Origin of the sequence: Prauserella alba, from assembly GCF_024171735.1 — a bacterium.
In the GTDB taxonomy this organism is placed as follows: Bacteria; Actinomycetota; Actinomycetes; order Mycobacteriales; family Pseudonocardiaceae; genus Prauserella; species Prauserella alba.
This window is the reverse complement of the sequence record NZ_JAMTCH010000004.1, coordinates 1,236,839-1,252,499: the sequence shown is the minus strand read 5'-3', so window position 1 is coordinate 1,252,499 and position 15,661 is coordinate 1,236,839. Positions and strand designations below refer to the sequence as shown.

The window sequence follows — 15,661 nt, the reverse complement described above, 5'->3', positions numbered from 1 at the left end:
GATCACCGGTCCGCGGGGAGATAGCGCTGCTGAGCGGCCTCGACGTCCGCGAAGCCGATCAGGTCGACGAACTCGTGGTGCTGCAGGGAGTCCGCGCTCACCCGTGCGGGAGGCTCGCCGCCGGCCAGGCGTTCGAGACACGTGCGCAACGCTCCTGCCGCGGCCATCAGCGGTTGCGTCGGCAGGAGCGCGAGTCGCACCCCGATCTGCCGCAGCACCTCGGGCGTGAAGTCGCGCTCCGTCCACGTCGACGCCGTGAGCGTCGCGACCAACGGCACGCCCGCGACCTCGCGGCATTTCGCCCACTGCTCTGCGTCCGAGAACGTCTTCGTGACCGGCATGATCATGTCCGCACCCGCGGCCACGTAGGCCTCGGCCCGGCGCAGCGCCTCGTCGCCGGTGGCGTCGGTCCTGGCGATGAGCAGCATCCGGCCGTCGGCCGCGTCCGCGGCGGCGCGGATCTTCCCGCTCGCGGTCTCGACGTCGAGCAGCGGCACGGGATCCCCGACGCACACCGGGCAGCGCTTGGGGGATTCCTGGTCCTCCATGAACGCGGCCTGCACGCCCGCGTCGGCGAACTTCCGTGCCGTGCGCGCGGCGTTGACGGCGTTGCCGTAGCCGGTGTCGATGTCGGCGACCAGCGGCAGCCCGCTGGCCTCGCGGATGGTGCGGACCGCGTCGAGGTTCTCGGTCATCGTGTACAGCTCGGCGTCGGGGTAGCCGAGCGCCGCGGACACCGCGAACCCGGACGCGCAGAGCGCCTCGAAGCCTGCCTGCTCGGCGAGTCGTGCGGTCAGCCCGTCCCACACGCCGGGTGCGAACACCAGGTCGTCGTCGACGAGCTCGCGCAGCGTGGCGGTCGATGTGGTGGTCGACATTGTCCACCTTCCGTTATCCGGAACTAGTTTCGAGAAAGCTAGGCAGCCGCATGTGCAAGTGTCAACCGTTTCGCACATAAAACGGAACATGTATCGTTATGTGAAACGGGAGAAGGGAGCTCGGATGCGAGCGGTGATGCAGCCGGAGCCGCTGGGACTGCACCAGATCCTCGACAGGTGCGAAACGCTCTTCGCCGACCGGCCGGTGGTCGTCGGCGGCGACGCGGGACCGACGGCGAGCACCTACGGCGAACTGTTCGCCCAGGCGCGCCTGTTCGCAGGCTGGCTGACCGGACTCGGGTTGCGCCCCGGCGACCGCGTCGCGACGTTCGCCCCGAACACCCGCGAACACCTGCTCGCCTACATCGCCGTCCCCGGCAGCGGACTGGTGCTCCACACCGTCAACATCAGGCTCGGCAGCGAGGAGATCGCCTACACGGTCGAGCACGCGGGCGACCGGGCCGTGCTCGTGGACGCCGCGCTGTGGCCGGAGTGGTCGGCCGTCACGCTCCCGGCGTGTGTCGAGCACGTGATCGTGTACGGCGACATCGACGAGCTCCCCGAACGGCACGGCGGCGCCGTCGTCACCCGCTTCGCCGAATCCTCCGGCCTGCCTGCGCGCGACGGCCGGTGGTACCGGCCCGCGGACGAGAACGAGGCGAGTGGAATCTGCTACACCTCGGGCACCACGGGCTGGCCGAAGGCCGTCGTCTACAGCCACCGGTCGGTCTACCTGCACGCGCTGACACTGTGCGGTGCCGACACGTTCGCGATCTCCGAGCACGACGTCGTCTGCCCGGTGGTGCCCATGTTCCACGCGAACTCGTGGAACCTGCCGTACGCGAGCCTGCTCGCCGGGGCCGGCCTCGTCCTGCCCGCGCAACGAACCGACCCCGCCGGCCTGGCCGAGTGTTTCGCGGCCGGAGGCGTGACGTTCTCCGCCGCCGTCCCCACGGTGTGGGCGAATCTCGTCGCCGCGGCCCGTGCGGGGGAGGTCGACCGCGAGGCACTGGATTCCCTGCAGCGGGTGGTGATCGGCGGCTCGGCCGCGTCGGAAACCCTGATGTCCGAACTGGCCGGACTCGGTATCGAACCGGTGCACGCATGGGGAATGACCGAGTGCTCGCCCGTGGGGCTCATCGCCAACCCGCCCGCGGGCGGCGACGCCACCGCGACCGCGGCGGCGAAGTCCAGCCAGGGCAGGCCGATGCCGGGCCTGGAGCTGCGCGCCGTCGAGGACGATGCGCAGGCGCCGTGGGACGGCACCTCGATCGGCGAACTGCAGATCAGCGGCCCGTACGTCGTCGCCGACTACTACGGCGCGGAATCCGGTTCCACGGCCGACAAGTTCGCGGACTCCGAGGAGAGGCGCTGGCTCCGCACCGGTGACGTCGTGACGGTCGACGAACGCGGATACGTGCGCCTCGTCGACCGCACGAAGGACCTGGTGAAATCCGGCGGCGAATGGATCTCCTCCGTGGCGCTGGAGAATCATCTGCTGGCACACCCCGCGGTACGCGAGGCCGCCGTGATCGCCGTGCCCGACCCGAAGTGGGACGAACGGCCGATGGCGGTCGTGGCGGCCGGTGACGTCGATGCGGCGCGGTTGCGCGATTTCCTCGCCGACCGCGTGCCGCGTTGGCAGGTGCCGGACCGGTTCGAGTTCGTCGCGGAGGTTCCCAAGACGAGCGTGGGCAAACTGGACAAGAAGCGACTCCGTGGCGAGTACGCCTGAACACGCCGACGTATCGTGCCGGCGGACACCGCGCCTGCGCCGACGGTTCGCCTCACGCCGAGCAGTGCCTACGGCAGAAGGAAAGTGAACGGATGCCACCGATAGACAACGACGGCCACGACGACATCCCGAAGACCGACACCTCGAAGGCCGACGAGCTGAAGACCGATGACCCGAAGAACATGGTGAACTCCGTGGTCCGCGCCGGTCAGCTGCTGGACGCCTTCGACGGCGGAAAACCGGTCCTCGGGCTCACGGAACTGTGCGCCGCCACCGGTCTGAACAAGACCACCACGCACCGGCTGCTCAGCACGCTCGTGCGGATGGGCTGGCTGACGAGGACGCCCGACGGCGACTACAAGGTCGGTATGAAGCTGTTCAGCCTCGGATCGGTGGCGCTCGCCGATTTCAGTCTCCGCGACGAAGCCCGGCCCTCGTTGTTGTCCCTCGCCGAACGGTTCGGCGACACGGCGTACCTGATGATTCCCGGCGACGGCGGCGCCGTGGTCATCGACCGCTACGAAGGGTCGAGTCCGCTGTCGGTGAAGCACATCGGCATCGGGACGGTGCTGCCGTACCACGCGGCTGCGGGGCCGATGACCATGCTCGCGTTCGTCCCGGAACTGCGGGAGCGCTGGCTGGCCGAGCCCTTGAAAGCGTTCACCCGGCACACGGTGCAGGATCGCGCCGGTCTCGAATCGCAGCTCGACCGGATCCGCGACGAGGGATACACGATCAGCGACGAGGACTACCTCAACGGTGTCGGTGCGGTCGCCGCCCCGGTGTTCGACCGGACCGGGAAACTGGAGGCCACCGTCAGTCTCGGCGGCCCCGCGGGCGACTTCAGGGGCAGCCAGCTCGTCAGCATCATCAGCGCCGTGCGAGAGGCCGCCGCGACGATCTCGGCCCGCCTCGGGTCGCCGCTGGACGTGGCGGGCTGAATCCCGGACCTCCGATGTGGCACACGTCCGGTCCTCCCGGGCGAACGGCACATCTACGCTGTGCCCATGCCGATGTTCGCGTTCGAAGGTAAGCGCCCCTCCGTCCACCCCGAGGCGTGGATCGCGCCGACGGCCACGTTGGTGGGCGATGTCGTCGTGGAGAAGGGCGCGTCGATCTGGTACGGCGTCGTCGTCCGTGCGGACTTCGGCCGCATCGTGATCCGCGAGGGCGCGAACGTGCAGGACAACTCCGTGCTGCACGTGGGCGACGGGGTGTGCGAGGTCGGTGCGAACGCCACCGTCGGTCACTCGTGCATCGTGCACGACTGCACCGTCGGCGAGCAGGCGCTCATCGGCAACGCATCCACGGTCCTCGACCTGGCCACCGTGGGCGCGCGCACGCTCGTCGCCGCCGGTTCCACCGTCACGCCGGGCACCGAAGTGCCGTCCGAGGTCATCGCGATGGGCAGCCCCGCGAAGAAGTTCGTCCCGCTGACCGACAGCGCCCGAGGCTGGATCGACCACAACGCCGCGATCTACCAGGAGCTGGCCCGTCGTCACGCCGACGGCGTGGAGGAGATCGCCGAACCCGACCGGCCCGAGTGAGGCACGACGTCGCGCGCCGCTCACCTTCGCCGGGTAGACCGGCCACGTGAACCCGAACGCCGCGGACTGGACCGCCTACGTCGACGGTTACTGCGAACGCCTCGCGCCCGGCCTGTTCGGGGAGCCGCTCAACACGATCAGCAACGTCGGGTTCCTGCTCGCCGCCATCGCCGTCCAGCGGCAGGCTGTGGCATCTGCTCAATGCCGCCGTGCTCTACCTCGTCACCCGAACCGCCGCGGGCCGCTGGGTAGGATCACCCGAACGGGCGGACCCGTCGACCGCAGGCCGGTAGTACGAGCGAAGTGAGCGACAACAGCATGACCACCACCGCATGACGGCCCAGAAGACCCTCGTGCCCAGGGTGTTCCCGCCGACCGCCGTGGCCGCGGGTCTCATCTCGGTACTCGTCGCCGTCACCAGCACGGCCGCGATCGTCTTCTCCGCAGCGCGAGCCGCAGGCGCAACTCCCGCAGAGGTCACGTCGTGGATGCTCGCGGTGTGCGTCGGCATGGGCGTCACGTCCATCGGCCTGTCACTGCGGTACCGCGCGCCGATCGTCACCGCCTGGTCCACCCCGGGCGCCGCACTGCTGGCCGCGAGTCTGCACGGCGTTCCCATGGCGCAGGCGATCGGAGCGTTCGTCGTGTCGGCCGCGCTGATCACGTTGACCGGTGTGACCGGCGTGTTCGAACGCGTCATGAACCGCATTCCGGTCGCACTCGCCTCCGGCCTGCTCGCCGGGGTCCTCGTGCAGTTCGGCATCGACCTGTTCGGCGAACTGGAGACGAGCTTCGCCGTCGTGTTCCCGATGCTGCTGGCGTACCTGCTGGCGCGGCGGTGGGTGCCCCGCTACGCGGTGCTCGTCGCGCTGGCCGTGGGCGTCGCCGCGACCGCCGTCACGGGGACACTGCAGCTCGACCGCGTCGACCTCGCGTTCGGGGCGCCCGTGTTCACGATGCCGGAGTTCGACTGGCAGGTGATCATCAGTGTCGGACTGCCGCTGTACATCGTGACGATGGCGTCGCAGAACCTGCCCGGCGTGGCGGTGCTGCGAGGCGACGGCTACACCGACGTGCCGCTGTCGCCCGTCATCGGCACCACGGGCGTGGCGAACCTGCTGCTCGCGCCGTTCGGCTGCTTCGGCCTGAACCTCGCCGCCATCACCGCGGCGATCTGCACCGGGCCACAGGCGCTCGAGGACCGCAGCCGTCGTTACCTCGCCGCCGTGTGGGCGGGCCTGTTCTACCTGGTCATCGGGGTGTTCGCCGGCACGGTCGGCTCCCTGCTCGGCGCGCTTCCCGAGGCGCTGATCATCGGCATCAGCGGACTCGGCCTGCTCGCGACGATCACGGGCTCGCTCACCTCGGCGCTCGGCGACGAGCGGTGGCGCGAACCCGCCGTCGTCACGTTCCTCGCCACCGCGTCCGGCGTGACGCTGCTCGGCATCGGTTCGGCGTTCTGGGGCCTGCTCGCCGGCGTCCTCACCGCCCTGATCACCCGCCGTCGCTCCTGATAACACCCCCAGGGGCACTTTGGTTGCACTGAATGCGACCAAAGTGCCCCTGGGGGCGGGACCAGGCACGAAAAAAGGGGACCCGGCCCGTGTGGTCGGATCCCCTTTTCCGTGCGGTTGCGGCTCAGTGCTTGCCGGCGTCCGCGGCCTCCTTCTCGAGGCGCTCACGCTCACGCTCCAGCGAACGCTCGATCTCGGCCTCGGCCTCCATCCGGCCGACCCACGAGGAGCCTTCGACACTCTTGGCGGGCTCGAGGTCCTTGTACACCTGGAAGAAGTGCTCGATCTCCAGCTTGTGGAACTCGTTCAGATGGTGGATGTCCCGCAGATGGTCGTTACGCGGGTCGCCGGTCGGCACGGCCAGCACCTTGTCGTCAGGGCCCTTCTCGTCACGCATGCGGAACATGCCGACGGCGCGGCACTTGACCAGGCAGCCGGGGAAGGTCGGCTGCTGCACGAGGACGAGCACGTCGAGCGGGTCGCCGTCCTGGCCGAGCGTGTTGTCGATGAAGCCGTAGTCGGCCGGGTACTGCGTGGCCGTGAAGAGCGTCCGGTCGAGCTTGATCCGACCCGTCTCGTGGTCCACCTCGTACTTGTTGCGCTCCCCGCGGGGGATCTCGATCGTGACGTCGAAGTCCACGGCGTCCTCGCTTGATCTCGTCGGCGCCGCGTCGCTCGCGGCTGAAAATGTCATGTCCTTACCCGACCAGTGTGACCCACCGCTCGGTCAGGTAGCACTAAGGATGGCACTAGTGTGATATCTGCCCCGTTCGAGCGGCGGAACGCATTAGCACGCGGTGGGGACTTGCTGGAGGGGTACGTGTCACAACGCGAAACCGGCGCGGACGACGACGCCGGCGGGGCTGCGGGCGGGGGACCGGCGTGGCCGTCGGACGACATCGACTCGTCACCCGAGCACTCGGCTTCCGGGTATTCGACGTCGGAATCCGCGGAATCGGTGACGTCGGGTTCGTCGAACCAGGACGCGTCGGGTGCGGGCCCGACGGCGCCCCGGTCGCCGCGGTCGTCGTCCCAATCACCGCAGTCGCCGCAGCCGGCGGAATCGCCGCAGTCGCCGGAGTCACCGCAGCAGTCGTCGGCGCCGCAGCGACCGGAGCCGCCGGAGTCGCGGCAGCCGCAGCAGTCGTCGTCGGCGCAGCAGCGCACGGATCCCCAGCGGCGCCCCGAGATCGGGCGGGCACAGGAGTCGCAGCCCGGGCACATGCCCCAGCGCCCGCAGGAGCCCCAGCCACACCAGCCGCAGCCACACGAGCCGCAGCCACACCGGGCGGCGTCACACCAGCAGCAGGGCGGCCGGCAGCAGCCGGTGCAGCAGTGGCAGCCGTCCGGACCGCCGAATCCGTCGGCACAGGGACAGTCACCACAGGGACAGGGGGCGCAGGGACAGCCGGACCGGCCCGCGAGCCGGACGCCGCAGCCCGACCAGTCTCAGCCCGGCCCGCGGCAACGGTACTCCGACCCACGGGAACCCCGGCCCGACCAGCAGTATCCGCAGCCCACCGCTCCACGGCCGCATGGCCCGCACCCGCACCCACCGCAGCAGGGCCCCTCGCAGCCGGGCCCACGGCAGCAGGGCGCCTCGCGGTCGGGGCAGCCGCAACGGCCAACGCCACCGCAGCAACGCCCTGCGCACCCGCCGATCTCCACGACGCCCGTTCCGCCCGCGGGTACGTCCGCTCGTCCGATGCGCATCCAGCCGGGGCCCCATGCGCACCCGGAGGGTCACGCTCGTGACGATTCCGGCGTCCCCGAGTCGACCACGCCGGACGTTCCCGGTGCGGCTGCCGAGGCAGGCACCCCCACCGAGGCCGACCCCGCTGCCGAACACGGCTCGGACGGGGGTTCCGACGGCCCACCGGACGGCCCGACGGACAGTCCTTCGGACGGGGAGGCCGACCCCGGTCCCGCTCCGAAACGTCGCCGACGTGGCCGCGGGTTGCTGCTCAGCGGGCTGGCGCTCGTGCTCGTCGTCGCCGTCGGCATCACGCTGGCGCTGCCGGCCGTGTCGAACCGCCTCGGCCTGCCCTGGGCGCCGAACCTGCCGAAGGGCGACGAACCCGAGCCCATTGCCGTCACGCGGCAGCTGCAGCCCATCGGCGGACAGGGCGACGCACCGACGGCGAGCGGCCTGCAGCAGGCGCTCGCGGGACCCACGAGTTCGGGGGCGTTGGGGACGCTCAGCGGCACGGTCATCGACGCGACCAGCGGCGAGACGCTGTGGTCGCAGGGTGAGAACAGGGCCGTGACGCCCGCCTCGGCGACGAAGATCCTCACGGCCGCGGCGGCACTGCTCGAACTCGGTCCGGACATGCGGTTCTCGACGAAGGCGTACGGGATGGCACCCGCCGGTACCGGAAGCGAGTACAACGCCGTCGTGGTGAAGGCGGGCGGCGACGTGACGCTGTCGTCGCTGCCGGAAGGTGAGGAATCCCTCTACCGCGGCGCGGCCCACCTGAACGACCTCGCGAAGCAGATCGACGAAGCCGTCGACGGCCAGATCGACGCGTTCGCCCTCGACCAGAGCCGGTACACCGCCGACAAGACGGCGCAGGGCTGGGCGAAGGAGGACGCCCCGTCGACGTACGCCGCACCGCTCGCGCCGATCATGCTCGACGGCGGCCGCACGGACCCGCTCGACGACACGTCCGAACGGTTCGGCGACCCGGCGAAACGGATGATCGAACAACTGGCGGGCAAGTTCGCCGCGGCGGATGTCGACGGCGAGCTGACGAGGAAGCTCCACGAGCGGCGGGGAGGCGAGCTGCCGGGGCGGTTCACCGGCGAACCGATCGCCGAGGTGCGGTCGGCGCCGATGGAGCGGCTCGTCCAGCAGATGCTGCAGCTGTCGGACAACACTCTCGCCGAGGCGATCCAGCACCAGATCGCGATCTCCAAGGGCCGGGAGCCCTCGTTCGAGGGCGGGGCGAAGGCGACCCTCGACGTGCTGCGCGAACACGGCTTCGACGTCAGCGGGGTGACGCTCCACGACGGCAGCGGCCTCTCGGTGGACAACCGCGTCACGACGAAGCTGCTGTCGGAGGTCATGTCCGTCGCCGCGGCACCCGGCGGCAGCGCGCACGCCGATGAGCGCACATCGACGCTGCGGCCGATGCTGGCCGGCCTGCCCGTCGCGGGCGGCACCGGCACGCTTGCCGAGCGCTACACCGAGGGAACGCCCGCGCAGGCCCGCGGCTGGGTGCGCGCCAAGACCGGCACGATCTCGTCCACCGGCACCAATGCGCTGACCGGCCAGGTCGTCACCGTGGACGGCCGGGTCCTGGCGTTCTCGCTCATCACCTCGAAGGCGGGCGACACCGAGGCCGCCCGCGACGCACTCGACACCGTCACCGCCACCCTCCGAGAGTGCGGCTGCGGCTAGGAGAGTTGCGGCCGCCGCCCTGGCGATGCGGTGGCGCTGTCGCAGCGGTTGCCGCAGGCCGGTGGGACGGTACTGCCGGAACGGGTAGCGTCGGTGGATGTGAACGCCGAGACGAAGGCAGCACCCGCGAATCCGCTGGTCGACTGGTCCGTGGCGGCATCGACGGGGGCGCTGTTGGCACGCGGCGGGCCGTCCGTGTCACGCGAGGAGGCAGACCGCGCGGTCGCCGACCTGCGCGACCTGACCGTCGACGCGGAACGCTACGTCCGCGACCTGACGGGCCTCGGCCAAGGGCTGCCGGTGCCGCCGGGGACCGTGGTCGACCGGCCCGGCTGGGTGCGGTCGGCGGCAGCGGGACTCGGCGAGCTGACGAGCCGCGCGGTGCCACCGGAGCGCGCGTCGAAGTTGTCGTCGCTGGTCGCGGGTGGTGCGGGGGTGCAGACGGGTGTCGTGCTGGCGTTCCTCGGCTCCCGGGTGCTCGGCCAGTACGACCCGTTCGGCGGGCCGGACACCGACGGCGAGCTGGTGCTGGTCGCGCCGAACGTCGTCACCGCGCAGCAGGCGATGAAGGTGCCGGGCAGGGACTTCCGGCTCTGGGTGTGCCTGCACGAATGCACCCACCGGTTGCAGTTCACCGCCGTCGACTGGTTGCGCGACTACTTCGCGGGTGAGGTCGGCAAGCTCGTCAGTGGGTTCGCCGGTTCGGACGAGACGGTCGCGGCGACGCTGCAGCGGCTGCCGGAGAACCTCCGCTCGCTGCGTGAATCCGACTCCCGCGACGTGCTGGGACTCGCCGAGCTGGTGCAGTCGCCCGGCCAGCGCGAGGTGTTCGACCGGCTCATCGCGTTGTCGACCCTGCTGGAAGGGCACGCGGACTACGTGATGGACGCGGTCGGTCCCGACGTGGTGCCGAGTGTGGCGACGATCCGCAGGCGGTTCACCGAGCGGCGCAAGGGTGGTGGCCTGCTCGACCGGCTGTTACGCGCGCTGCTCGGGGTCGACGCCAAGGTCCGGCAGTACGAACAGGGCGCGGCGTTCACCAAGTACGTCGTCGGTGCCGTGGGCATGTCCGGTTTCAACGCCGTCTGGACGTCCCCGGAGACACTGCCGACGCGCGCCGAGATCAAGGACCCGCAGGCATGGGTGCAGCGGGTCCACTGACGACGTCCGGCCGGAGCGGATTCCGCGCCGTCGGGGCCGTCCGCAAGGCCGTCCGGGAGTTCCTGGCTGCGATGCCGGAGCCGGCGCCGGCATCACTGTGTGTCGCGGTCTCGGGCGGTGCCGATTCGCTCGCGCTCGCCGAGGCGGCCGCGCACACGTGCCGGAACCTGCCGGTGACGGCGCTCGTCGTCGACCACGGGTTGCAGGCCGGTTCCACGGAGGTCGCGGACAAGGCCGCCGCCACCGCACGGGAACTCGGCGTGGGCGAGGTCCGCGTGCTGCCGGTGTCGGTGTCGGGGCGCGGCGGCCCGGAGGCGGCGGCGCGCAGAGCCAGGTACGCAGCGCTGCGGGAGGCGTCCGCGGGCGCACCCGTACTGCTCGGGCACACCCGCGACGACCAGGCCGAAACGGTGCTGCTGGGACTCGGCCGCGGCTCGGGCCCGCGATCGATCGCGGGGATGCGCTCGTACGACCCGCCGTGGGGAAGGCCACTGCTCGGCCTGCCGCGGACCACCACGAGGTCCGCGTGTGACGAACTCGGCATCGCCCCGTGGCAGGACCCGCACAACTCGGACAGCCGCTACCGGCGGGTACGGATTCGGGAGGAGGCCCTGCCGATGCTCGAGGACGTGCTCGGCGGCGGCGTCGCGGGCGCGCTGGCACGGACGGCCGCACAACTCCGAGAGGACGTCGACGTGCTCGATGACCTGGGCGAGGAGCTGCTCGCCGCCGCGCGCGGTGACGCTCGTGCAGGCGCGGACGAGGGAGGCGACGCCCCTCCGGAGCTGTCGGTGCCTGCGCTCGAAACCGCCCCCGCCGCGCTGCGGAGACGCGCGCTGCGGACCTGGCTGCTCGATGCCGGAGTGCGCGAGCTCACGGACGGGCACCTGCGATCCGTCGACGCACTCGTCGCCGATTGGCGGGGTCAGGGCGGCGTATGGCTGCCGGGGGATTTTGAGGCGAGCCGGGCACGTGGAAAGCTCAGGGTCGAACCGGCGGCGACCGGGATCATCACGACGTCACACCACCGCTAGAGGGGACAGCTGCCGTGTACGAAGGCGACATCGCCTCCGTCCTCATCACCGAGCAAGAGATCAAGGACAAGATCGCCGAGCTGGCCGAGAAGGTCGCCGCGGACTACACCGGTGGCGGTGACGCGGCGGGCGAGGGCGAGTCGAGTGGCACGGACCTGGTACTGGTCGGTGTGCTCAAGGGCGCCGTCATGGTCATGACCGACTTCGCGCGGGCGCTTCCCGTGCCGGCGCAGTTGGAGTTCATGGCCGTCTCCTCGTACGGCTCGTCGACGACCTCGTCCGGGGTGGTGCGGATTCTCAAGGACCTCGACCGCGACATCGCGGGCAGGGACGTGCTGATCGTGGAGGACATCGTCGATTCGGGCCTGACGCTGTCATGGTTGATGAAGAACCTGACGGCGCGCCACCCTCGTTCGCTGAACGTCGTGTCACTGCTGCGTAAACAGGAAGCGGTGCAGGTCGACGTGCCGGTGAAGTACATCGGCTTCGATATTCCGAACGAGTTCGTGGTCGGCTATGGTCTGGACTACGCGGAGCGTTATCGTGACCTGCCCTACATCGGCACACTCGACCCGAAGGTGTATTCCACGTAGGGCGTTCCGCTACGCGTGGTGAGTGCATCTCGGCTGGTGCGAGCCATGCGCGTGAAGGCGGAACCGTGGTTCCTTCGATCGCGTCATACCGAATGCGCTGATGCGTTAACCTAAGCGAAGATCGCAGGTCGGCTGCCGAGAGGCCTGCCGTCGACTCTGAGGGGACGTAGGGAGAGTCTGGAACATGGGGAACAGCAGTCACGCGGACGCGGCGGCGTTCCGCCAGGCGGCGGTCGACGGTCAGGTCGGGATCGACCCCGACCACGCCGAGACCGTGCTGAACAAGCTCCGCACCGGCAAGGACGCGGTCGAGGCGCTGCTCCAGAAGGCCGAGGAGCTGTCCACCCCGCCGCAGATCGGCGCGAACCCGGTCGGCAACGCGATGGCGGCGAAGTTCTCCGAACGCGCGGGCGGCCGCGAGTCGTACGCCGACGCGCTCCGGAACCTCTACAGCCAGTACGACGAGGCCGAACAGGCGATCACCACCGCGATGCGCCGCTACCGCGACATCGACGAGGACAACGCCCAGCCGTTCACCGGGCAGCTCTGACGCAGGGGGAAGTGAGCAGTGAACATCGACAACGATTCCGGTCTGATCGGTTCCGACCTCTCCGGTGACGGTGCGGCCGAGCCGACTCTCGACGGTGGCCCCGCTCCGGTCGACAGCGGACTGCAGGGCGGCCCGGCGCCGGTCGCGGCCGCGGGCCAGGCCGTGCGGCTCGGCGAGGCGGGCGAGGTCTCCGACATCGTCAGCAGGGCGCGCAACCGGCAGGACGGCTTCGCCTACGACGACGAGCGGGCGATCGCCGACCGTCCGAACTGGGCGGCGCACGAGAGCAAGCAGCTCTACTCCTTCGCGACGGTCAACAACGTGCCCGGCAGCGCCGAGGAGATCGGCAGCTCCTGGGGACGGCACGGAACGACGCTGCAGCAGGTCTCCGAGGACCTCTACGCGACCATCAGCGAACTCGGCACGGCGTGGGTCGGGCAGGCCGCGGGCGCCGCGCAGGGTGCGCTCGTGGGTATCGCCAACTCCAGCTCGCAGGCCGCCGAGGCGGCCAGGACGATGAGCCAGCGGCTGTCGCAGCAGGCCGCCGCTGCCGCGGAGCTGAAGAAGATGCCGCAGCCGGAGGAGTTCGACCCGGCCTCCGAGACCGCGAACATGCTGGCCATGGGTCCTGCGGCGATGGCCAAGGACATGAAGGAGAAGTTCGACCAGGCCCGCGCGGTCAAGGCCCAGCAGGTGCAATACCTGAACACCTACACCGCCGCGATGTCCGACGTCGACAACTCCACGCCGAGCTTCGGGCCGGAGTCGCTGGGCCTGAAGCAGTCGACGAACTCGGGCGGCACGCACGTCTCGTCGTTCGGCGGCCCGGGAGCGGTCGGTTCGATCGGTTCCGGGGGCGTTGCGGGCCCCGCGGGCGGCGTGCGCGGTGTCGAAGGGTTCGCCGCCCACGGCGGTGCGGCCCACCAGCAGGCTCCGCAGGCGCCGCAGCAGCCCGCCTCGCCGGCTCCGCAGGCCCCGCAGCAGCCCGCCGCGCAGGCCCCCGCAGCCGGTGCCTCCTCGGCGGCCGCGCAGGCGGCACCGTCCGGCCCCTCGGCAGGCGGTCTCGGTGCGGTCGCGGGTGGTGCCGCGCTCGCCGGTGGTGGTGCCGCCGTCGCGGGCCGCGCGCTGGCGAAGGGCAGCAAGACCAGCGCGTCCGAGAAGGAGCAGCACGACGAGGGCGCGACGTCGGCGCAGGCACAGCAGACGGCCCAGCCCGCGGCGTCGGTGCAGCAGCCGCAGAACGCGGGTATGCCGGGCGCGGGTGGCGTCATCGGTGGCCGCGAGGCCGCCGCGATGGCACCGGCCGCCACGCCGATGGGCGGCGGCGGTATGGGCGCAGGCATGGGTGCGGCGGGCGCCGCAGCGGGTAATGGTCAGGGAGAAGAGGAACACACGCACGCGTCGTTCCTCATCGAGGCCGATCCGGACGACGTGTTCGGAGCGAACCAGGCGACGGCACCGCCCGTGCTCGGCGCCTGGGGCCCGGACGACGAGGAGTGATGACCTTTGGCGGAGCGGCTCACGCCACTGGAGTTCGATTTCCTGTGGGAGTCGTTCGGCGCCGGTGAGCTGCCCTATCCGCTCGAGGTTCGATCGCACGGGGAGACGCTGGAGCAGCGAGCGGCACTGCGGGAGCAGACTCTCGGCCAGCTGGCGGCGCGTGGCCTCGTCGACGAGTCCGGCAGTCCGACACCACTGATCGAGGACTGGTTCGGGTGTCTGGCCACGGCACAGGTGAGCCTGGACTCCGTGCAGGTCGACTCGCCGGACGACGAGCCGCACCTGGCGGTTGCCGCGGCGTTGGGCCCCCAGGGAGTGCTGCTGATCTCGGACTCCGGGGGCTACGTGGTGGACCGGGTCCCCGCGGACGGCCTGGCCAGTGCGGTCGTGGGGCTGCTGCCCGCGGAGCGCCGCGGTGAGGAGAAGTCGATCACTGTTCCGTTGGAGCAGCTGCTGTCCGGTTCGGGCGTGGACTTCCTGCAGCGGCGCGGTCCCGCCGGACCCGACGGCAAGGCGGGGCCGGACGACGACCGCAAGGCCCTCGCGCGACTCAACGCCCAGCCGCGGCTTCGGGGTGGGCAGATCGGTGCCAACGCCCGCAACCCCGCGGGCGGCCGGACCCGGATGCCCGTGCTGAGCTGGTTCGACACCGAGTCTGGCCGCTACTTCACACAGGCGAGCCGTGGCAGGGACGGCCGGGACTGGATCACCATCGCCCCCGCCGACGCCCCGACCTTGCGGCACCGCCTGTCCGAGATGCTCGCCGGTGCGGCCGGGGCCGCGGCGACAGCGTCGCTGTGACGGCGTCGCCGTGAACGAGGGGAAGCGCTGACGAGGTCGGTTCATGTTCACGCACCAGACGAGCACCATCGCGAGTTCCGAATTGGTCGGGAGGATCGTGCCCACCCAGGAGTTCTTCAGACCCGTCACGTTCGACTTCCTGTGGGAGCGGATGGGCGCGGGTGAGTTGCCGTACCCGCTCAAGGTCGCCTCGCACGGTGAGACCGAGAGCCAGCGGCGCATGCTGCGCGACCGCGCGGAGCAGGAGATCGAGGCCCGCGGCATCGAGGGTTCGCAGGTCGAGGGCTGGCTCGACCTGCTGGGCAGGGCGTCGATGACGGTCGACGCGCTGTTCATCCCGGAGTTCCAGCACCCGCCGGTGGGCGTGATCGCGGCCTCGGACGGCAAACAGGCCGTGCTCGCCATTCAGGACAGTGAGGGTGTGCGACTGCGCGCCGCCTACCCCGACGGCCTGACCTCGGCCGTGGTCGACCTGCTCCCGCAGGCGCAGCGCGGCACCGAAGCGTCGATCACGCTGCCGCTGGGTGAGGCGCTGCAGGCACGGCCGGATCGCACCGGGGCGCTCGCCGGCAGGACGGGTGGCGACGCCGACGGCGGCCGCAAGCGCGGCGGGTTCGCCGACCGTGCCAGGGACCCGCGGGAGGCGTACTCGCAGCTGATCGCCCAGCCGCGGCTGCGTGGCGGTCAGCTCGCGGCGAACAGCAGGGACGAGCTGGGCTACAAGCAGCGCTCGGCCGTCCTCGCGTGGTTCGACACGGCGACGGGCCGGTACCTGAGCACGTCGGGAGGCGGTGCGGACGGCAGCGAGTGGGTGACCGTCGCGCCCGCGGACGCGAAGACGCTGCGCAGCAGGCTCGGCGAGCTGCTGGCAGGGGTCGTTCGCTGAGCGGGCGCGGCCCGCCGGCCCCCGCCCGGCCGGGCGGCGGCGCTCGGATCAGGTGATGCCGC

The 15,661-nt window shown here is 71.0% G+C and carries 16 protein-coding genes; 13 read left to right on the top strand and 3 right to left on the bottom strand.

Annotated elements, in window-relative coordinates; translation table 11 throughout:
• Window positions 1-2: 2 nt before the first annotated feature.
• A complete protein-coding gene (locus LY12_RS14630; RefSeq protein WP_253856935.1) occupies window positions 3-878 on the bottom strand; it encodes an isocitrate lyase/PEP mutase family protein in 876 nt (291 codons plus the stop codon).
• A 124-nt stretch (window positions 879-1,002) separates the two neighbouring features.
• Between LY12_RS14630 and LY12_RS14625 the strand changes: the two genes are divergently transcribed.
• The 5 genes from LY12_RS14625 (at window position 1,003) to LY12_RS14605 (ending at window position 5,674) form a co-directional block, all read left to right on the top strand.
• Window positions 1,003-2,613: a long-chain-fatty-acid--CoA ligase gene (locus tag LY12_RS14625; protein WP_253856934.1), complete on the top strand. Its 1,611-nt coding sequence runs from the start codon at window positions 1,003-1,005 to the stop codon at window positions 2,611-2,613.
• Window positions 2,614-2,705: 92 nt separating this feature from the next.
• Entirely contained in the window at window positions 2,706-3,554 is an 849-nt protein-coding gene (locus LY12_RS14620; RefSeq protein ID WP_253856932.1) for an IclR family transcriptional regulator, read from the top strand.
• 66 nt (window positions 3,555-3,620) lie between these two features.
• Window positions 3,621-4,160 (top strand): gamma carbonic anhydrase family protein, encoded by a 540-nt coding sequence (locus LY12_RS14615; RefSeq protein ID WP_253856930.1) that lies wholly within the window; start codon window positions 3,621-3,623, stop codon window positions 4,158-4,160.
• A 46-nt stretch (window positions 4,161-4,206) separates the two neighbouring features.
• Window positions 4,207-4,467, top strand: coding sequence for a hypothetical protein (locus LY12_RS14610; protein ID WP_253857457.1), 261 nt, complete (start codon window positions 4,207-4,209; stop codon window positions 4,465-4,467).
• Between the two features lie 25 nt (window positions 4,468-4,492).
• Window positions 4,493-5,674 (top strand): benzoate/H(+) symporter BenE family transporter, encoded by a 1,182-nt coding sequence (locus tag LY12_RS14605; protein WP_253856928.1) that lies wholly within the window; start codon window positions 4,493-4,495, stop codon window positions 5,672-5,674.
• Between the two features lie 124 nt (window positions 5,675-5,798).
• On the opposite strand, the gene LY12_RS14600 is transcribed toward LY12_RS14605, so the two are convergent.
• A complete protein-coding gene (locus LY12_RS14600) occupies window positions 5,799-6,314 on the bottom strand; it encodes an inorganic diphosphatase (protein ID WP_183650962.1) in 516 nt (171 codons plus the stop codon).
• Window positions 6,315-6,755: 441 nt separating this feature from the next.
• On the bottom strand, window positions 6,756-6,959 hold the full coding sequence (locus LY12_RS14595) for a hypothetical protein (protein WP_253856926.1): 204 nt from the start codon (window positions 6,957-6,959) through the stop codon (window positions 6,756-6,758).
• Between the two features lie 420 nt (window positions 6,960-7,379).
• On the opposite strand from LY12_RS14595, the gene dacB reads away from it, so the two are divergent.
• From dacB to LY12_RS14555, 8 genes are all read left to right on the top strand, one after another.
• Window positions 7,380-9,074 carry a D-alanyl-D-alanine carboxypeptidase/D-alanyl-D-alanine endopeptidase gene (dacB, locus tag LY12_RS14590; protein ID WP_253856925.1) on the top strand — a complete coding sequence of 565 codons (1,695 nt, stop codon included), beginning with the start codon at window positions 7,380-7,382 and terminating at the stop codon, window positions 9,072-9,074.
• A 99-nt stretch (window positions 9,075-9,173) separates the two neighbouring features.
• Window positions 9,174-10,235: an Rv3626c family coenzyme F420 biosynthesis-associated protein gene (locus LY12_RS14585; RefSeq protein WP_253856924.1), complete on the top strand. Its 1,062-nt coding sequence runs from the start codon at window positions 9,174-9,176 to the stop codon at window positions 10,233-10,235.
• Window positions 10,214-11,269: a tRNA lysidine(34) synthetase TilS gene (gene tilS / locus LY12_RS14580; protein WP_253856923.1), complete on the top strand. Its 1,056-nt coding sequence runs from the start codon at window positions 10,214-10,216 to the stop codon at window positions 11,267-11,269. The genes LY12_RS14585 and tilS overlap by 22 nt, the downstream gene beginning before the upstream one ends.
• A 14-nt stretch (window positions 11,270-11,283) precedes the next feature.
• Complete coding sequence (hpt, locus tag LY12_RS14575) at window positions 11,284-11,862, top strand: hypoxanthine phosphoribosyltransferase (RefSeq protein ID WP_253856922.1); 579 nt, start codon at window positions 11,284-11,286, stop codon at window positions 11,860-11,862.
• Window positions 11,863-12,046: 184 nt separating this feature from the next.
• Complete coding sequence (locus tag LY12_RS14570) at window positions 12,047-12,412, top strand: hypothetical protein (protein ID WP_253856921.1); 366 nt, start codon at window positions 12,047-12,049, stop codon at window positions 12,410-12,412.
• 18 nt (window positions 12,413-12,430) lie between these two features.
• Entirely contained in the window at window positions 12,431-13,912 is a 1,482-nt protein-coding gene (locus tag LY12_RS14565) for a hypothetical protein (protein WP_253856920.1), read from the top strand.
• A gap of 6 nt (window positions 13,913-13,918) precedes the next feature.
• Window positions 13,919-14,713, top strand: coding sequence for an ESX secretion-associated protein EspG (locus tag LY12_RS14560; RefSeq protein WP_253856919.1), 795 nt, complete (start codon window positions 13,919-13,921; stop codon window positions 14,711-14,713).
• 97 nt (window positions 14,714-14,810) lie between these two features.
• Window positions 14,811-15,599 (top strand): ESX secretion-associated protein EspG, encoded by a 789-nt coding sequence (locus LY12_RS14555; protein WP_253857418.1) that lies wholly within the window; start codon window positions 14,811-14,813, stop codon window positions 15,597-15,599.
• Window positions 15,600-15,661 lie beyond the last annotated feature (62 nt).

What these genes read in the sequence shown, in the direction of transcription:
- LY12_RS14630 (WP_253856935.1), bottom strand. Translation starts at nt 878, where the DNA reads ATGTCGACCACCACATCGACCGCCACGCTGCGCGAGCTCGTCGACGAC.
- LY12_RS14570 (WP_253856921.1), top strand. Translation starts at nt 12,047, where the DNA reads ATGGGGAACAGCAGTCACGCGGACGCGGCGGCGTTCCGCCAGGCGGCG.
- LY12_RS14625 (WP_253856934.1), top strand. Translation starts at nt 1,003, where the DNA reads ATGCGAGCGGTGATGCAGCCGGAGCCGCTGGGACTGCACCAGATCCTC.
- dacB (WP_253856925.1), top strand. Translation starts at nt 7,380, where the DNA reads ATGCGCATCCAGCCGGGGCCCCATGCGCACCCGGAGGGTCACGCTCGT.
- LY12_RS14615 (WP_253856930.1), top strand. Translation starts at nt 3,621, where the DNA reads ATGCCGATGTTCGCGTTCGAAGGTAAGCGCCCCTCCGTCCACCCCGAG.
- tilS (WP_253856923.1), top strand. Translation starts at nt 10,214, where the DNA reads ATGGGTGCAGCGGGTCCACTGACGACGTCCGGCCGGAGCGGATTCCGC.
- LY12_RS14620 (WP_253856932.1), top strand. Translation starts at nt 2,706, where the DNA reads ATGCCACCGATAGACAACGACGGCCACGACGACATCCCGAAGACCGAC.
- LY12_RS14605 (WP_253856928.1), top strand. Translation starts at nt 4,493, where the DNA reads ATGACGGCCCAGAAGACCCTCGTGCCCAGGGTGTTCCCGCCGACCGCC.